The sequence below is a fragment of the Nocardioides sp. NPDC057577 genome (genome assembly GCF_042801335.1).
Lineage (GTDB): Bacteria > Actinomycetota > Actinomycetes > Propionibacteriales > Nocardioidaceae > Nocardioides.
This window is the reverse complement of record NZ_JBHVGB010000034.1, coordinates 24,598-41,189: the sequence shown is the minus strand read 5'-3', so window position 1 is coordinate 41,189 and position 16,592 is coordinate 24,598. Positions and strand designations below refer to the sequence as shown.

18 protein-coding genes are annotated in these 16,592 nt (G+C 69.7%); 14 read left to right on the top strand and 4 right to left on the bottom strand.

The genetic code is table 11. The features are described 5' to 3' along the window. Nucleotides 1–58 precede the first annotated feature (58 nt). The 12 genes from ACFU7D_RS09915 to aroB all read left to right on the top strand — a co-directional run bounded on the left by ACFU7D_RS09915 (nt 59) and on the right by aroB (nt 12,364). On the top strand, nt 59–1,051 hold the full coding sequence (locus ACFU7D_RS09915; RefSeq protein WP_378866363.1) for an ABC transporter permease: 993 nt from the start codon (nt 59–61) through the stop codon (nt 1,049–1,051). 69 nt (nt 1,052–1,120) lie between these two features. Continuing rightward, a complete protein-coding gene (locus tag ACFU7D_RS09910; RefSeq protein WP_378726093.1) occupies nt 1,121–2,452 on the top strand; it encodes a replication-associated recombination protein A in 1,332 nt (443 codons plus the stop codon). A 12-nt stretch (nt 2,453–2,464) separates the two neighbouring features. Continuing rightward, on the top strand, nt 2,465–3,022 hold the full coding sequence (locus ACFU7D_RS09905) for a hypothetical protein (protein WP_378866361.1): 558 nt from the start codon (nt 2,465–2,467) through the stop codon (nt 3,020–3,022). Beyond that, the gene (locus ACFU7D_RS09900) at nt 3,019–3,333 is read left to right on the top strand and encodes a DUF6167 family protein (RefSeq protein ID WP_378726064.1); all 315 of its coding nucleotides are present in this window, start codon (nt 3,019–3,021) and stop codon (nt 3,331–3,333) included. Before ACFU7D_RS09905 ends, ACFU7D_RS09900 begins: the two co-directional genes overlap by 4 nt. 8 nt (nt 3,334–3,341) lie before the next feature. Then, entirely contained in the window at nt 3,342–6,014 is a 2,673-nt protein-coding gene (alaS, locus tag ACFU7D_RS09895; RefSeq protein ID WP_378726092.1) for an alanine--tRNA ligase, read from the top strand. Continuing rightward, nucleotides 6,014–6,484: a Holliday junction resolvase RuvX gene (ruvX, locus tag ACFU7D_RS09890; RefSeq protein ID WP_378726062.1), complete on the top strand. Its 471-nt coding sequence runs from the start codon at nt 6,014–6,016 to the stop codon at nt 6,482–6,484. The genes alaS and ruvX overlap by 1 nt, the downstream gene beginning before the upstream one ends. Nucleotides 6,485–6,612: 128 nt before the next feature. Further along, nucleotides 6,613–7,983 carry an endolytic transglycosylase MltG gene (gene mltG / locus ACFU7D_RS09885; RefSeq protein WP_378866358.1) on the top strand — a complete coding sequence of 457 codons (1,371 nt, stop codon included), beginning with the start codon at nt 6,613–6,615 and terminating at the stop codon, nt 7,981–7,983. 13 nt (nt 7,984–7,996) lie between these two features. Beyond that, the gene (locus ACFU7D_RS09880) at nt 7,997–8,833 is read left to right on the top strand and encodes a shikimate dehydrogenase (protein WP_378866354.1); all 837 of its coding nucleotides are present in this window, start codon (nt 7,997–7,999) and stop codon (nt 8,831–8,833) included. Then, nucleotides 8,830–9,507 (top strand): prepilin peptidase, encoded by a 678-nt coding sequence (locus tag ACFU7D_RS09875; protein ID WP_378866351.1) that lies wholly within the window; start codon nt 8,830–8,832, stop codon nt 9,505–9,507. Before ACFU7D_RS09880 ends, ACFU7D_RS09875 begins: the two co-directional genes overlap by 4 nt. A 45-nt stretch (nt 9,508–9,552) precedes the next feature. Beyond that, nucleotides 9,553–10,731, top strand: coding sequence for a chorismate synthase (gene aroC / locus ACFU7D_RS09870; RefSeq protein WP_378866348.1), 1,179 nt, complete (start codon nt 9,553–9,555; stop codon nt 10,729–10,731). After that, a complete protein-coding gene (locus ACFU7D_RS09865; protein WP_378866345.1) occupies nt 10,731–11,246 on the top strand; it encodes a shikimate kinase in 516 nt (171 codons plus the stop codon). The genes aroC and ACFU7D_RS09865 overlap by 1 nt, the downstream gene beginning before the upstream one ends. A 2-nt stretch (nt 11,247–11,248) precedes the next feature. Beyond that, entirely contained in the window at nt 11,249–12,364 is a 1,116-nt protein-coding gene (gene aroB, locus ACFU7D_RS09860; RefSeq protein WP_378866342.1) for a 3-dehydroquinate synthase, read from the top strand. A 3-nt stretch (nt 12,365–12,367) separates the two neighbouring features. On the opposite strand, the gene ACFU7D_RS09855 is transcribed toward aroB, so the two are convergent. Both ACFU7D_RS09855 and ACFU7D_RS09850 read right to left on the bottom strand, forming a co-directional pair. Next, nucleotides 12,368–12,829, bottom strand: a complete 462-nt coding sequence (locus ACFU7D_RS09855) for a VOC family protein (protein WP_378866339.1) — start codon at nt 12,827–12,829, stop codon at nt 12,368–12,370. A gap of 47 nt (nt 12,830–12,876) precedes the next feature. Continuing rightward, nucleotides 12,877–13,266 (bottom strand): helix-turn-helix domain-containing protein, encoded by a 390-nt coding sequence (locus ACFU7D_RS09850; protein ID WP_378866336.1) that lies wholly within the window; start codon nt 13,264–13,266, stop codon nt 12,877–12,879. An 84-nt stretch (nt 13,267–13,350) separates the two neighbouring features. On the opposite strand from ACFU7D_RS09850, the gene ACFU7D_RS09845 reads away from it, so the two are divergent. Beyond that, entirely contained in the window at nt 13,351–13,917 is a 567-nt protein-coding gene (locus ACFU7D_RS09845) for a type IV toxin-antitoxin system AbiEi family antitoxin domain-containing protein (protein WP_378866333.1), read from the top strand. Next, entirely contained in the window at nt 13,886–14,761 is an 876-nt protein-coding gene (locus tag ACFU7D_RS09840) for a nucleotidyl transferase AbiEii/AbiGii toxin family protein (RefSeq protein WP_378866330.1), read from the top strand. Before ACFU7D_RS09845 ends, ACFU7D_RS09840 begins: the two co-directional genes overlap by 32 nt. 8 nt (nt 14,762–14,769) lie before the next feature. On the opposite strand, the gene ACFU7D_RS09835 is transcribed toward ACFU7D_RS09840, so the two are convergent. Both ACFU7D_RS09835 and ACFU7D_RS09830 read right to left on the bottom strand, forming a co-directional pair. Continuing rightward, nucleotides 14,770–15,927, bottom strand: coding sequence for an acyl-CoA dehydrogenase family protein (locus ACFU7D_RS09835; protein WP_378726039.1), 1,158 nt, complete (start codon nt 15,925–15,927; stop codon nt 14,770–14,772). Nucleotides 15,928–15,962: 35 nt separating this feature from the next. Further along, nucleotides 15,963–16,568: a TetR/AcrR family transcriptional regulator gene (locus ACFU7D_RS09830; RefSeq protein ID WP_378866327.1), complete on the bottom strand. Its 606-nt coding sequence runs from the start codon at nt 16,566–16,568 to the stop codon at nt 15,963–15,965. Nucleotides 16,569–16,592: the final 24 nt, after the last annotated feature.

The following is a 16,592-nucleotide window of genomic DNA, read 5'->3' as shown; positions in this document are numbered from 1 at the left end:
GGCCCACCCGGGGCGTCGAGCCCGTGAGCTGTCTTCCAGGAAGTGAGTCGTTCGGTCCATGATCGGTTTTGTCGTACGCCGGTTGATCTCGGCAGTGCTCGTGCTGTTCGTGATCTCGGTGGCGGTCGTCGCGCTCTTCACCTATGGCCCGAGCGACCCGGCGGACGCGATGTGCCCGGAGCCCAAGTGCACCGCCGAGCGTCAGGACGCGATCCGGGAGGCGCTCAACCTGGATGCGCCGCTCCATGTTCAGTACACCGAGTACATGACCGGCATCTTCCAGGGTCGCGAGATCGCCTTCGGCTCCGAGTCGTACGATTGTGAGGCCCCGTGCTTCGGGGTCAGCTTCATCTACCGGGTCAATGTCTGGGACGACATCAAGGACCGGATCGGGCCGACGGTCTCGGTCGCGGTCGGCGCGGGCGTCACGATCCTGATCATCGGTGTGCCCATCGGGATGTTCGCGGCCAGACGCAGAGGGAGCTCGGCGGACAAGGCGGTCATCGGTGCGACCCTGGTGATCGAGTCGATCCCGTACTACCTGTTCGTCCTGCTCGCCTTCCTCTATCTGGCGGTCCAGGCCGGGATCTTCCCGCAGGAGGGCTACACACCGCTGACCGACTCACCGCTGAAGTGGGCGTGGGGCCTGTTGCTGCCCTGGCTCGCGCTCGGCCTGGTGAACTCCTCCAAGTACGCCCGGTTCACCCGCGGGTCGATGATCGAGGCGTTCAACGAGGACTACGTCCGCACGGCGCGAGCCAAGGGGCTTCACGAGCGCAGGATCGTCAACAAGCACGCCCTGCGCGCGGCCGTCGTGCCGATCGTGACGATCTTCGGCATCGACTTCGGAGCACTGCTGACGGGCACCATCTTCACCGAGCTGATCTTCGGCATCCCCGGCCTCGGTCTCCGGGCACTCAACGCGGTCAGCCAGAGCGACCTGCCGGTCATCGAGGCGACCACGCTGATCTCTGCCTTGATCATCGTGGTCACCAACCTCCTGGTCGACCTCTTCTACAGCGTGCTCGACCCGCGCGTACGCCTCACCTGACCCCCACCCCTGTCGGCTGAGCCTGTCGGTGCCGGCCACTAGGGTTGGCGTGTGGACGGGTTGTTTGAGATGGGGGCTGCCGCGGGCGCCTCGCGTGGCGGGTCGCTGAGCCACAGCGACCATGCGGCCGCGCCCCTGGCGGTGCGGATGCGGCCGCGTACGCTCGAGGAGCTCGTGGGCCAGAGCTCGCTCAAGGCGTCCGGGTCGCCGCTGCACCAGGTGGTCGAGGGCGGACAGTCGCTCTCGCTGCTGCTGTGGGGGCCGCCGGGGACCGGGAAGACCACCATCGCCTCGATCGTGAGCGGCTCCACCGACCGCCGCTTCGTGGAGGTCTCGGCCGTCTCGGCCGGTGTCAAGGAGGTCCGGGCGGCGATCGACGCGGCCCGCGCCCAGCTGGTCGCGACCGGCAAGGAGACGGTGCTCTTCGTCGACGAGGTGCACCGGTTCAGCAAGGCGCAGCAGGACGCGCTGCTGCCCGGCGTCGAGAACCGCTGGGTCACGCTGGTCGCCGCCACCACGGAGAACCCCTTCTTCTCGGTGATCTCGCCGCTGCTGTCCCGCTCGCTCCTGCTGCGGTTGGAGTCGCTGACCGACGACGACATCCGCGGCGTACTCCTTCGGGCTCTGGAGGACGAGCGCGGGCTCGGTGGGTCGGTGACGATCGCCGAGGACGCGCTCGACCATCTGGTCCGCCTCGCCGGCGGTGATGCGCGCCGGTCGCTGACCTATCTGGAGGCGGCTGCGGGAGCCGCATCCGAGGGAGAGATCACCCTCGAGGCCGCCGAGCGGGCCGTCGACCAGGCGGCGGTGCGCTACGACCGGCAGGGTGACCAGCACTACGACGTGGTCAGCGCCTTCATCAAGTCGGTGCGCGGCTCGGACGCCGACGCCGCCCTGCACTACCTGGCGCGGATGATCGAGGCGGGGGAGGACCCGCGCTTCATCGCCCGCCGGCTGATGATCCTCGCCTCCGAGGACATCGGCCTGGCCGACTCGACGGCGCTGCAGACCGCGGTCGCCGCGGCGCAGACGGTGCAGCTGATCGGGATGCCGGAGGCACAGCTCACCCTGGCGCACGCGACGATCGCGCTCGCGGTCGCGCCGAAGTCCAACGCGGTCACCAACGCCATCTTCGCCGCGCGCGCCGACGTCGCGGCCGGGAAGATCGGCAACGTCCCGCCGCACCTGCGCGACGCCCACTACGAGGGCGCGAAGAAGATCGGGCACGGGAAGGCGTACAAGTACGCCCACGACGAGCCGTTCGGCATCGCGACGCAGCAGTACGCGCCGGACGCGGTTGCCGAAGCGGAGTACTACCAGCCGACCACCCACGGAGCCGAGGCCGGAGTGAAGGAACGTTGGGAGCGTGTCCGGAAAATCGTGCGCGGCCAGGATGGATAGGGTAGGCGCACCATGACGAACTCGAGCATGCCCGGGTGGGCGCTGGTGGCGACGCTGACCGCGGTGGGGGTCCTGGTCCTCATCGCGCTGGCGACCGTGCTGCTCGCGCTCCGGGCGCGCCGCGCCGCGCGGCGCCGGCTCGAGGAGGCGGAGGCCAGCGAGGCCGAGCTGCGCGAGCGGCTCGAGGCGCTGGAGAAGCGGCTGACCCCGCCCGAGCCGGTCGGCCGGCGACGGCGCCGGGACCTGGCCGAGAGGGAGTATGTGATCACCTCCCTCGGGGAGGACGGCGAGCCTGCCGAGGTCGAGCAGGTGGTGCAGCGTACGTTGACCGCACCCGCCTTCGCGGACGCCGTGTTCCGGGAGACCGTGGTGCACGGCGCCGCGCTGGTCCACGGGGTGCGCCGGGCGCTCTCGCCCGAGGTGCGGTTCAAGATCCGCTACGAGATGCACCGCGAGGTCAAGCGGGCACGCAAGGACCGGAAGAGCGAGATGCGCGAGGCGCTGCGCGAATACCGTGCGCGCCAGCGCGCGGCAGTTGACGAGGACGTACGTATGGAGGACTCCCGATGAGGGGTGCGATCTGGTTCGTGGTCGGCGCGGGCGCCGGCGTGTACGCGGTGGTCAAGGGGCGGCGGGCCGCAGAGGCCTTCACCGCCGACGGCCTGCGCGACCGAGCCCAGGCGCTCGGGGTCGGCGCGCGGATCTTCCGCGAGGAGCTGGCCACCGGCAAGGCCGAGAAGGAGCTCGAGCTGCGCGAGTGGATCGAAGCCAGGACCGCTGGTCCGAAACAGATTGGCGCCAACGGTGCCGGTCAGCAGAAACTTGGATTGAACGGGCCAACCGAGGACCCGAGGCAGAACATGGAAGGCAGTAACCCCTGATGGAGTGGTTGAGCACGGCGGAGATCCGCCGCCGTTTCACGGCGCATTTCGCCGAGAACACGAGTGTCGGCGAGCACACGGTGGTGCCGTCGGCATCGCTGCTGCTCGACGACCCCAACCTGCTCTTCGTCAACGCAGGCATGGTTCCCTTCAAGCCCTACTTCCTGGGGCAGGCAACTCCGCCCTACGACCGGGCGACGTCGGTGCAGAAGTGCATCCGCACGCCCGACATCGAGGAGGTCGGCAAGACCACCCGGCACGGCACCTTCTTCGAGATGTGCGGCAACTTCTCCTTCGGTGACTACTTCAAGGAGGGCGCGATCACGCTCGCCTGGGAGCTGGTCACCAAGTCGGTCGCCGACGGTGGCTTCGGCTTCGACGAGTCGGCCCTCTACCCGTCGGTGCTCAACGGCGACGAGGAGGCGGTCGCGCTCTGGAAGAAGATCTCCGGCCTGCCCGACGACCGCATCGTCCGGCTGCCCCCGAGCGAGAACTACTGGTCCATGGGCGTGCCCGGGCCCGGCGGCCCGTGCTCGGAGATCCTGATCGACCGGGGCCCCGAGTTCGGTGCCGACCGTGACTGGGACGCCGGCGACCGCTACCTGGAGTTCTGGAACCTCGTCTTCATGCAGGACAACGTCGTCGCGGCGCGGTCCAAGTACGACGTCGACATCGACGGCCCGCTGACGCAGACCGGCATCGACACCGGGCTCGGACTCGAGCGCGTCGCCTACCTGATGCAGGGCAAGGCGAACATGTACGAGACCGACGTGGTCTTCCCGGTCATCGAGAAGGCGATGGAGCTGACCGGGAAGAAGTACGGCGCCACCTATGAGGACGACGTGCGCTTCCGCGTCGTCGCCGACCACGTGCGTTCCTCGCTGATGCTGATCAGCGACGGGGTGACCCCCGGCAACGAGGGCCGCGGCTACGTCCTGCGGCGGCTGATGCGCCGCGCGATCCGCAACATGCGCCTGCTGGGCTACGAGGACCCGGCGATGCCCGAGCTGCTGCCGATCTCCCGCGACAAGATGGGGGAGACCTACACCGACCTGCACACCGGCTGGGACCGGATCAAGCGGGTCGCGGACGCCGAGGAGGAGGCCTTCCGCAAGACCCTCGCGGCCGGCACCCAGATCTTCGACCTGGCCGCGACCGAGGTGAAGTCGAGCGGATCCACCACGTTCACCGGCGCTAAGGCGTTCCAGCTCCACGACACGTACGGGTTCCCGATCGACCTGACCCTCGAGATGGCGGCCGAGGCGGGCCTCGAGGTCGACGAGCCGGGCTTCCGCGGTCTGATGACCGAGCAGCGTGAGCGGGCCAAGGCCGACGCGCGCGCCAAAAAGGGTCAGCACGCCGACGTGTCGGTCTACCGCGGCATCCTCGATGCCAACGGGCCGACCGACTGGCAGGCCTACACGACCCTCGACACCGAGTCGAAGCCGATCGCTCTCCTCAAGGAGGGCAAGCGGGTCGACGTGCTCGGCCCCGAGGAGATCGGTGAGATCGTCCTCGACCGCACCCCGTTCTACGCCGAGTCCGGTGGTCAGTCCGCCGACGCGGGCATCATCGAGTTCGACGGTGGCCGGCTCGAGGTCGTCGACGTGCAGCGGCCGGTCAAGGGTCTCGTGGTCCACCAGGTCCGGGTCGTCGACGGCGAGTTCCACGGGGGTGGCCTCGTGCACGCGCAGGTCGACCCCGAGTGGCGTCTCGGCGCCCGCCAGGCCCACTCCGGCACCCACGTGGTACACGCGGCGCTGCGGGAGGTGCTCGGCCCGACCGCACTGCAGTCGGGTTCCTACAACCGCCCCGGCTACCTGCGTCTCGACTATGGCTGGACCAAGGGCCTCACGCCCGAGCAGATGCACGAGATCGAGGAGGTCTCCAACAACGCGCTGCGGGCCGATCTGCCGGTCGCGTGGGACTACATGACCCTGCCACAGGCCAAGGAGTGGGGCGCGATCGCGCTCTTCGGCGAGACCTACGACGACTCCAAGGTGCGCGTCGTCGAGATCGGCGGCCCCTGGTCGCGTGAGCTGTGCGGGGGCACCCACGTGGACCACTCCGCCCAGATCGGCACCGTCGTGGTCACCTCGGAGGCCTCCGTGGGCTCCGGCAACCGGCGCATCGAGGCCTACACGGGCGTCGAGGGCTTCAACTACCTCGCCCGTGAGCGCGACGTGGTCTCCGAGCTCAACCTGCTGCTCAAGACGAAGTCCGACGACGTCGTCGGCAGGGTCTCCGACCTGATGGAGCGGCTCAAGGCCGCCGAGAAGGAGATCGCCCGGGCGCGTACGGCACAGCTGCTCGCCTCCGGTGGCTCGATCGCGGCCACCGCGGTCGACGTCAACGGCGTCCAGCTCGTCGCCCAGCGGGTCCCGGGGGTGGGCGGCGGCGACGCTCGCACGCTCGCCCAGGACGTACGCTCCCGGCTCGGTGAGGCTCCGGCGGCTGTCGTGCTCGTCGGCGACGCTGACGACAAGGTGGCGATCGTGGCCGCGGTCAACCCGGCCGGCATCGCCAAGGGCGTCAAGGCGGGTGACCTGATCAAGGAGCTCGCGCCGGTCGTCGGCGGTCGTGGCGGTGGCAAGCCGGACTTCGCGCAGGGCGGTGGCACCGATGTCTCCAAGATCGACACGGCGCTCGGAATGGTCGCGACGCTGGTAGCGCAAGCCTGATGCGCCACGGCGTGCGCCTCGGTCTCGATCCTGGCGACGCCCGGATCGGCGTCGCCAGGAGTGACCCCACGGGGTTCCTGGCGACGCCGCTCGAGACGGTGAAGAAGGGCCGCGGAGACCTGGCGCGTCTGCAGGAGATCGTCGCCGAGATCGCCGAGGAGTCGACGATGCTCGAGGTGGTCGTCGGGCTGCCCCGGTCCCTCAAGGGAGGGGAGAACCCAGCGACTGCTAAGGTCCGGGACTTCGCCGCGTCCTTGGCGCGACGAGTGGCTCCGGTCCCGGTACGCCTCGTCGACGAACGACTTACAACCGTTTCCGCGGAGGCTATGCTCCGAGACCGAGGTCGCAAGGGCCAGAACCGCCGAGCCGTGGTGGACATGGCCGCGGCGGTTGTGATCCTGCAACACGCATTGGACAGTGAGCGCGCTTCGGGGACCGCGCCTGGAGAGATCGTTGAGGTCGGTCATTGAGTGAGCGCTACTACCCCCCGGACCCGCGCGACCCGCGTCGCCCTGGCCAGGGGTCATATGGTCGCGATCCGCGCGGTGGCCATCCGCCACGGCAGCAGCCGCCGCAGGATCCCCGAGACCCACGGCGGATGCCGCCGCAGATGCCCGGCCAGGTGCCGGGTCAGATGCCGGGTCAGATGCCGGGTCAGATGCCGCCGCAGCAGCAGGGCCAGCCGGGTCGACGCCCGGGGCCCCGTCCGGTGCCCGGTGCCGGGACACCCCCGCCGGGCTACGGCCGGCAGGAGCCGCAGCAGCGTCCGGGCGGCTACGGCGGGCCGAGCTACCAGCAGCAGCCGGCGTTCTTCGAGGGTGGTCCCGCAGATCACGATCCCTACTTCGACGAGAAGCCGCCCAAGCGCAAGCGACGTTTCGGTGGCTGTCTGGCCGTCCTGGTGGCCATGGCGGTGGTCCTCGGTGGGTTCTACTTCGTGGGGGACCGGGCGATCGACTACGTCAGGGACATGGTCGCGCCGCCCGCCGACTACCCCGGACCCGGCACCGACCCGGTCTCCTTCGAGGTGCACGAGGGCGACTCCGTCTCAGCCGTCGGCCGCAGCCTGAAGGAGGTCGGCGTGGTGGAGTCGGTCGATGCCTTCATCGAGGCGGCCAACGCCGAGGGGCTGACCGTCCAGGTCGGGTTCTACCCGCTGAAGAAGCAGATGAAGGCCGCCGACGCCGTCGAGATCCTCGCCAACCCGGAGAACATCGACACGGTCAACGTCACCATCACCGAGGGGTCGCGCGCCAAGGCGATCTACAAGGTGCTCGCCGATAAGACCGGGAAGAAGCCGGCCGAGTTCAAGAAGGCCGCCCAGGACACCGAGGCGATCGGCCTGCCCGACTACGCCAAGGGCAATGTCGAGGGCTATCTCTTCCCCGCGACGTACGCCTTCCCGCCCGACGCCACGCCGACCGAGATGCTGTCGATGATGGTCGACCGGTGGGAGCAGGCGCTCGGCGACAACGACATCGAGGCCCGCGCCAAGCAGCTCAAGTGTGGCGGCGGCAAGGCATGTACGGCCGAGCAGATCATGACCGTCGCCTCCCTCGTCGAGGCCGAGGGTCGCGGTGACGACATGGCCAAGATCGCCCGGGTGATCTACAACCGGGTCGAGAACCCCGGCACGGCCGGCCAGGCGGGCTTCCTGCAGATCGACGCGACGGTGAACTATGCGCTCGGGAAGTCCGGCAGCACCGAGCTCGGCGGGGTCGACGTGCAGACGGTCGACTCGCCCTACAACACCTACACCAACAAGGGCCTGCCTCCGGGGCCGATCGGGGCACCGGGCGACGATGCGATCCAGGCGGCGCTCAACCCGGCCGAGGGTGACTGGTACTACTACGTGACCGTCAACCTGAAGACCGGTGAGACGAAGTTCGCCAAGAACTACGACCAGTTCCTGAAGTACAAGGCCGAGTACAAGGCCTACTGCGAGTCGTCGAAGTCCAAGAGCTGCTGAGGAGAAGACCTGCGTGAAGTGTGCTGTCCTGGGTGACCCGATCGGTCACTCGCTCTCCCCGGCGCTCCACCAGGCGGCGTACGCCGAGCTGGAGATGTCCGACTGGTCCTACACGTCCACTCGAGTGGCCGCCGGCGGTCTGGCTTCCTATGTCGCCGACCTCGGTGGCAACTGGCCGCCGAGCCGGTGGCGGGGGCTGTCGGTGACGATGCCGCTCAAGCGGGAGGCGTACGAGCTGGCGCGGTCGATCTCGCCGCGGGCGCGGCTCGTGGGGGCGGTCAACACCCTGGTGCGCTCCTCGCACGGCTGGGTGGGGGACAACACCGACCTGCCCGGCGCGGTCGCGGCGATCCGGGAGCGGGCCGGTGACGGGTTCTCCTGCTCGCACGGTGTGGTTCTGGGTGCTGGTGCCACGGCGGCCTCGACCGGGCTCGCGCTCGCCGAGCTCGGCGCCTCGCGGATCACGCTGCTCGCCCGGAACCCGGGCGCGGCGGGGGAGACGATCGAGATGATCTCGCGTCACCGCAGCAAGCCGGTCGTCTCGGTGCAGCCGCTGGAAGCAGCGGTCGACGGCGCGGACGTGGTCGTCTCCACAATTCCCGCGAAGGCGCAGACCCCAGAGCTCGTCGACCGCTGGGCGTCGACGCCGGTCGTCTTCGACGTCGTCTACGACCCGTGGCCCTCGCCGCTGCTCGCGGTCACACCCGGCGTGGCCGTCAGCGGCCTGGACCTGCTCGTGCACCAGGCGGTGCTGCAGTTCGAGATCTTCACCGGCCGTCCGGCGCCGCTCGGCGCCATGCGGGCAGCGGGGGAGAAGGCCTTGGGCATCGTGGAGCCGTCACCGGCATGAGCCCTGGGGCGGTCGTGCTGGTGAGTGCGGCCGTCGCCGGTCTGCTCGCTCTCGGCGTGCCGGCACTGCTTCGCCGTCTCCCCGAGCCGGTCGACGACCCACCGGCGGTCTCTTATGCGACCGTGGCCGGGTGGGCGCGGCTCCTGCCGGTGGCGGTGGTGATCTCGGCGGCGCTCGCCGGGCTGCTCGCCTGGCGGGTGGAGCCCTCTCGGCTGATGGTGGCGCTGGTGCCGCTCCTACCTCTTTGCGTACTGCTCGCCTATATCGACTGGCGCGTCCAGCGGCTGCCGAAGGTGCCGATCCTGGTGGCCACCGTGGTCGGGCTCGGTCTGCTGGCCATCGAGTGGCTCAGCACGCGTGACACCGCGACCGCTCTCGCAGCCCTTGCCGGCCTGGTGATCGCCCGCTCGGTGTTCTGGCTGCTGTGGCGGCTGGTGCCGCACGCGATGGGCTTCGGGGACGTACGTCTCGCGGCGCTCGTCGGCCTGGTCCTCGGTCGCCTCGGCTGGGAGCAGCTGGCCCTCGGGCTGTGGGCCGGGCTGGCGATCTTCGGCGTCTGGGGCATCGGACGTGCCGTCGCACGACGCTCGCGCACGGCGATGCGCGAGCCCCTGGCGTACGGGCCGTTCATGATTCTGGGCATGCTCGTCGGGGTGCTCGCCGTCTCGCTTTGAGGCCGGGTGCACAGGGTTGCGTGGCCGGGATGAAAGACTGACTCCATGTTGCGTTGGCTCACTGCGGGCGAGTCCCATGGTCCGTCTCTGACGGCCGTGATGGAGGGTCTGCCCGCCCACGTCCGGATCACCTCTGACGACATCGCTGATGCCCTGGCCCGGAGGCGGCTCGGCTACGGCCGCGGTGCCCGGATGAAGTTCGAGAAGGACCAGGTGCGAATCACCGGCGGCGTACGTCACGGGGAGAGCCAAGGCGGTCCGGTCGCGATCGAGGTCGGCAACACCGAGTGGCCCAAGTGGGAGACCGTGATGGCCTCCGACCCGGTCCCGGCCGAAGTGCTCGAGAAGCAGGCCCGCAACGCGCCGCTGACCCGGCCGCGGCCCGGTCACGCCGACCTGGTCGGGATGCAGAAGTACGACTTCGACGACGCCCGCCCGATCCTGGAGCGTGCCTCGGCCCGCGAGACCGCGGCCCGCGTCGCGCTCGGCGCCGTCGCCTCGGCCTTCCTCGAGCAGGCCCTCGGCGTCCGCCTGGTGTCGCACGTCCTGGAGATCGGCGGCGTCCGTACGCCGGGCCGCGAGGTGCCCGCGCCCGAGGATGTTTCCCGGCTCGATGAGGACCCGGTCCGGGTGCTCGACCCCGACGGCTCCAAGCAGATGGTCGCCCGGATCGACGAGGCACACAAGGAAGGCGACACCCTCGGCGGCGTCGTCGAGGTCGTGGTCCACGGCCTTCCGCCCGGCCTCGGCTCGCACGTGCACTGGGACCGGCGCCTCGACGCGCGCCTGGCCGGTGCGCTGATGGGCATCCAGGCGATCAAGGGTGTCGAGGTCGGTGACGGGTTCGAGCTCGCCGCGACTCCGGGCTCCAAGGCTCACGACGAGATCGTTCCCTCCGCCGACGGGATCCGCCGGGCCTCCGGGCGTTCCGGCGGCACCGAGGGCGGCATGTCGACCGGCGAGGTCCTGCGGGTGCGCGCCGCGATGAAGCCGATCGCGACCGTGCCGCGTGCGCTGCGCACCATCGACGTGGCCACCGGCGAGGAGGCGGTCGCCCACCACCAGCGCTCCGACGTCTGTGCGGTGCCTGCCGCCGGCGTCGTCGCCGAGGCGATGGTCGCGCTTGTGCTGGCCGAGGCCGCGCTGGAGAAGTTCGGTGGCGACTCGGTCGCCGAGACCAAGCGCAACGCCGAGTCCTACCTCGCGAACCTGAGGTACGTCTGATGCCGGCTGTCGTGCTCGTCGGCCCGATGGGCGCCGGGAAGTCGACCGTCGGGTCGCTGCTCGCGTCCCGCCTCGGGGTCGCTCTGCGCGATACCGACGACGACATCGCGGCGGCTGCCGGCAAGAGCGTGCAGGACATATTTGTCGACGAGGGTGAGGCACACTTCCGCGCGGTCGAGGCCGACGCCGTCGCATCGGCGCTCGCCTCCCATGACGGCGTCGTCTCCCTCGGTGGCGGCTCCGTCCTGGCTGAGCAGACCCAGATCCTCCTCAAGGAGCACACGGTCGTCTACCTGCGGGTGGGTGTCGCCGACGCGGTCAAGCGGGTCGGGCTCGGCTCCGGCCGTCCGCTGCTGCTCGGCAACGTACGCGGCCGCATCAAGGCGCTCCTGGAGGAGCGCGCACCGATCTATGAGTCGGTCGCGACGATCGTCGTCGACACCGACGGCCGCTCGGCCGACGACGTCGCCGCCGAGCTCGCCACCGCCCTGACCGCGCTGAATACCACGGAGTAGAAGTGACCCAGCCCGACCGCCCCGACAGCACCGTCATCAGGGTCGAGAGCGCCGCGGCGTACGACGTCGTGATCGGCTCCGGCCTCGCCGGCCGGCTCCAGGGCCTCCTGGGTGAGAGCGTCGAGCGGGTCGCGTTCCTCTACGCCGCCGAGCTGGCCGAGTACGCCGAGCCGGTGCTCGAGGAGCTGCTGAAGCACTACGACGTGCTCGGCCTCGGGCTGCCCAGCGGTGAGGACCAGAAGACGGTCGCGGTCGCCAACGACTGCTGGGAGGCGCTGGGGGAGCGGGGCTTCACCCGCTCCGACGCCGTCGTCACCTTCGGCGGCGGTGCCACCACCGATCTCGGCGGGTTCGTCGCGGCCGGCTGGCTGCGCGGCGTACGCGTGGTCCATGTGCCCACCACGGTGCTCGCCATGGTCGATGCCGCGGTCGGCGGCAAGACCGGCGTGAACACCGGCGCGGGGAAGAATCTCGTCGGTGCGTTCCACGAGCCCGCCGGTGTGCTGTGCGACCTCGGGCTGCTCCAGACCCTGCCGGAGGCCGACCTGGTCGCCGGGCTCGGCGAGGTCGTCAAGTGCGGCTTCATCGCCGACCCCGAGATCCTGCGCCTGGTCGACGAGACGGACAAGATCACTGCCTCCTCGCCCGTGCTCGCTGAGCTGGTCGAGCGCGCGATCCGGGTCAAGGCCGAGGTCGTCGCCGCCGACCTGAAGGAGACCGGCGGCGCCGACGGCCACCCCGGCCGCGAGACGCTCAACTACGGGCACACGCTCGCGCACGCGCTCGAGAAGCACTCCGGCTTCTCGATCCGCCACGGCGACGCGGTCGCCGTCGGGTGCGTGTACGCCGCTGAGCTCGCCCGCCTCGCCGGAGTCCTCTCCGACGACGTCGCCGCCCGGCACGCGCCGACCTTCGCGAAGGTCGGGCTCCCGACCACCGTCAAGGAGCTCGGCATCGACGCTGGCTTCGACGACCTCATCGGTGCCATGCGCGTCGACAAGAAGGCCCGCGGCTCCGTGCTCCGCTTCCTCGTCCTCCACGACCTCGCCGACCCCCGCATCCTCACCGGGCCGACCGAGGAGCAGCTGCGCGAGGCGTACGCGGTCGTCGGAGGCTGAGCCTCACTTCCCCGACCAGCGCGCGATGTCCTCGTCGGTGACCTCGACGGGACCCTCGACGCGCTGGGTGACGCGGATGTGGTTGCCGAACGGGTCGCGGAGTGCGCAGTCGATGCCGTAGGGCTGCCGGATGGGCTCCTGGGTGAACTCGACGCCCTGGGCGGAGAGGTCCTCGTAGAGCTTCTGGCAGTCGTCGGTGTTGAAGATGACGACAGCGCCCATCGCGCCCTTGGTGACGAGGTCGCGCAGCTGGGTGGCGGTCTCGGTGCTGTGGGCGGGGGAGCCGCCGGGGACCTCCAGCAGCAGTTGATGGTCGGGGTCGCCGGGGAGGTGGATGGTGAGCCAGCGCATGAAGCCCATGTCGACGTCGCTCCCGACCTCGAGCCCGAGCTTGCCGACGTAGAAGTCGAGCGCCTCGTCCTGGTCGAGCACGTAGATTCCGGTGATGTTGATGTTGGTCAGCACGCGACCAGTCTGCGACGTCCTCGTCGCCGGCGCTTCTCCGAAACTGCTCAGCTCGCCGGCCGCATCCAGGCACGGGCCACGCATCCGGGCACGGCGGGGCTGACGGCGCGGGCACGGTAGTCGCTCGGGGAGGTGCCGACGATGTCGCGGAACGTACGGCTGAAGGTGCCGTGGCTGGTGAAACCGACCGTGACCGCGACGTCGGTGACCGGAGTCGCGGTGTCCCGCAGCAGCGCCATCGACCGCTCGATCCGGCGCCGCTGCAGGTAACGGTGCGGCGTCTCGCCGAAGACCGCCTTGAACCGGCGGCTGAAGTGGGCCGGCGAGACGTGCGCGACCCGGGCGATCGCGGCGACGTCGAGCGGCTCGGCGTAGTGCCGGTCCATCGCGTCACGCGCCCGCAGCAGGCGACGGTTCTCGTCCTCGCGCGGCGTCATGCACTGAGCGTACGTCCTCACCGAACCCGATCCTCGGGCAAAAGCGCACCGAATCCGGTACGCTTTTGACGGAGGTGGTCACCGATGAGCTATCGCAGCGTGCTGCGTGAGCTGGGTTTCGACACCCATGGGGTCATCACACTTGCGGAGGCGGAATCCTGCGGCGTGCCCGCGGTCGAGGTGCGCAAGCTGGCGTCCCGCGGAGCTCTGATCCGACTGGGTCAGGGCGTGTATCGGATGGCTGAGGTCGCGCCTGGGCACTTGGACGAGTTCGCGGCCGCGGTGGCGCTGGTCGGCGCGGATGCTGTCCTGGCAGACGAGTCGGTGCTGGCTGCGTACGACCTCGGGCAGATCAACGTGCGCCGGATCAAGGTCGCCACGACCGCTCGAGTCCGCAAGCGGCTGCCTCCAACAGTCCAGGTCGTTCGAAAGCATGTACCCACACATTTCCGGGGCGATATCGAGGGGATCCCCTCGATGCGTGTCGGTGCCGCTGTGCTCGCCTGTCGTGGCAAGGTGATGGAGACACGACTGGTCGATGCAATGATTTCGGCGTCGGCGCGGGGCCTGGTCGACCACGACGAGGCGCAGCAGATCATCTCGGAACTGGAGGCGGCGGATGGGTGGAGCACAGCCGAGGAGGGTCGGTGACCTCATCCGGTCGACGACGGTCCTGGCCGCAGAGCGCGGCATCTCCCAGAAGCGGCTGGTGGCGCTGGTTGCGAATGTAGTGCTTGCGCAGATGCTGCCCGCTGCGGCGGTCAAAGGCGGCACGGGCCTGAAGCTGCGCTTCGGCGAGCGGCTCACCCGGGAGACTCCTGACGTCGATGCCGCCTATCGAGGTGACCTCGATGTGTTCCGCGATGAGCTTGCGGACCGTCTTGGCGTGGGCTGGCATGGATTCACCGGCGAGGTGACGATGGGCGAACGGCGTGCGCCCGAGTCGGTTCCGGCGGCGTACGTCATGCAACCCTTCCGGGTGCGGCTTGAGTTCGCGCGCAAGACGTTCAAGGCGATCGACCTGGAGATCGGGTACGACGAGCTCGAGGCGACGACGAACGAGCCGCCCGAGATGGTGATGTCGTCGGAGGTTCTGGATATCTTCGACGCACTCGGCCTCCCGGAGCCGGCCGCGGTCCGGGTCCAGCCGCTCCCTCATCAGATCGCTCAGAAGATCCACGCCTGCACCGCTCCGCGGAGCCAACGAGCCCACGACCTCGTCGACCTTCAGCTGATCGTTCCTGCGACGGATCCGAAGCTGGTCGCGACGGTGACCGAGCGGCTCTTCGCCTTTCGTCAGGAGCACGACTGGCCGCCGCTGCTGTCGCCGGGTGCGCGATGGGACTCGCTGTACGAGGAGGCGGCGGAAGGGCTCGACGTACTGGCCTCGGTCTCCGAGGCGGTGGTCTGGCTCAACGACTACATCGCCGAGCTGGGACTGGCAGAGGGGGAGACCAGGCGGGCTGGACCTTCGGAGGGGCCCCAGCCCGCCTGACGCTCATCTCACAGACCCATGTCCTTGGCGATGATCAGCTTCATGACCTCGGAGGTGCCGCCGTAGATCCGGTTGACGCGGTTGTCGGCGTAGAGGCGGGCGATGGGGTACTCGTTCATGTAGCCGTAGCCGCCGTGGAGCTGGAGGCAGCGGTCGATGACGCGGTGGGCGACCTCGGTGCAGAACAGCTTGGCAGAGGCGGCTTCGGCGGCGGTCAGGGTGCCGGCGTCCTCGGCCTCGATGGCGCGGTCGACCACGGCCTCGGCGGCGTCGACCTCGGCCTTGCACGCGGCCAGCTCGAACTTGGTGTTCTGGAAGGAGGCGACGGTGGTGCCGAAGACCTTGCGGTCGTGGACGTACGCCTTGGCGAACTCGACGGCGGCCGCGGCCTGGGCGTAGGCGCCGACAGCGATGCCGAGGCGCTCGACGGGGAGGTTCTGGCCGAGGTAGGAGAAGCCCTTGCCGACCTCGCCGAGGACGTCCTCGACCGGGACGTGCACGTCGGTGAAGGAGAGCTCGGCGGTGTCGGAGACCTTGAGCCCGAGCTTGTCGAGCTTGCGGCCGACCTCGTAGCCCGGGAGCGAGGTGTCGACGGCGAGCAGGGTGATCCCGCCACGCCGGTCGTCGGCGGAGGCCGGCGCGGTGCGGGCACAGACGATCACCCGGTCGGCGTTGACGCCGCCGGTGATGAAGGTCTTGGCGCCGTTGAGGACGTAGTGCTTGCCGTCCTCGGTGAGCTTGGCGTTGGTCGTCATCCCGGCCAGGTCCGAACCGGTGCCCGGCTCGGTCATCGCGATCGCCCACATCTCCTCACCGGCGACGAAACCGGGCATCCAGCGCTCCATCTGCTCCTTCGTGCCGAGCTTGAGCAGGTAGGGCAGGCAGAGGCCGACGTGGGTGCTCGAACCGCCGAAGGAGACTCCGGCGCGGGCTAGCTCCTCGGTGATGACCGCGGAGTACTTGAACGACTCGATCCCGGCGCCGCCGTACTCCTCGGGCACCTGGATGCCCCACACGCCGAGCTCACCGAGCTTCAGGTAGAAGTCGTGGGGAACGATCCCGGCCGAGTACCACTCCTCGTAGACGGGGGTGACCTCCTTCTCGATGAACGAGCGGATGGTCTCGCGGAAGGACTGGTGGTCCTCGGTGTAGATGGTGCGGCGCATGACGGTGCTATCTCCTCGGGTGCTTCGTGTAGGGGTCAGGGTCGGACGCCGACGACGCGGAGCGCCAGGTCGGCATAGAAGTCGGCGAGGGCATCGGGGGTCCAGGAGCCGTCGTCGCGGTACCACCGGGCAAGGTCGATGCCGAGGGAGAGCAGGGCGGTCGCGGCCTTGGCGGGGTCGGGGGTGTCGAAGTCGCCGCTGCGTACGCCTTCCTCGACGACCTCACGCATGACGGTGTCGATGGCGCGGCGCAGCCCCGCGATCTCGCGGAAGTGCTCCTCGGTCAGCGCGGCGAGCTCGTAGTTGATGACCCGGGCCGTCGTGTGGGAGCGCGCGTGGAAGAGGACATAGGTCCGTACGGCGGCCGCGACCCGCTCGGCGGGCGTGGCGTCGGCGCGGGTCGCCTCGGTGACCGCCTCGAGGATCACCTCGTGGCCGCGCACCGCGATCGCGTGCAGGAGCTCCTCCTTGGAGCGGTGGTGGACGTAGACCGCGGCCGGGCTCAGCCCGGCCGCCGTGGCGATGTCGCGGGTGCTGGTGCCGTGGAACCCCTTGGCGGAGAAGGCCTGGACCGCCGCATCGAGCAGACGGGCACGGCTACGGTCGCCGCGCGCCTGGGTGCTGGTGCGGAGCTCGTTCATCAGGCATCCTCGTGTCGGAGTCTT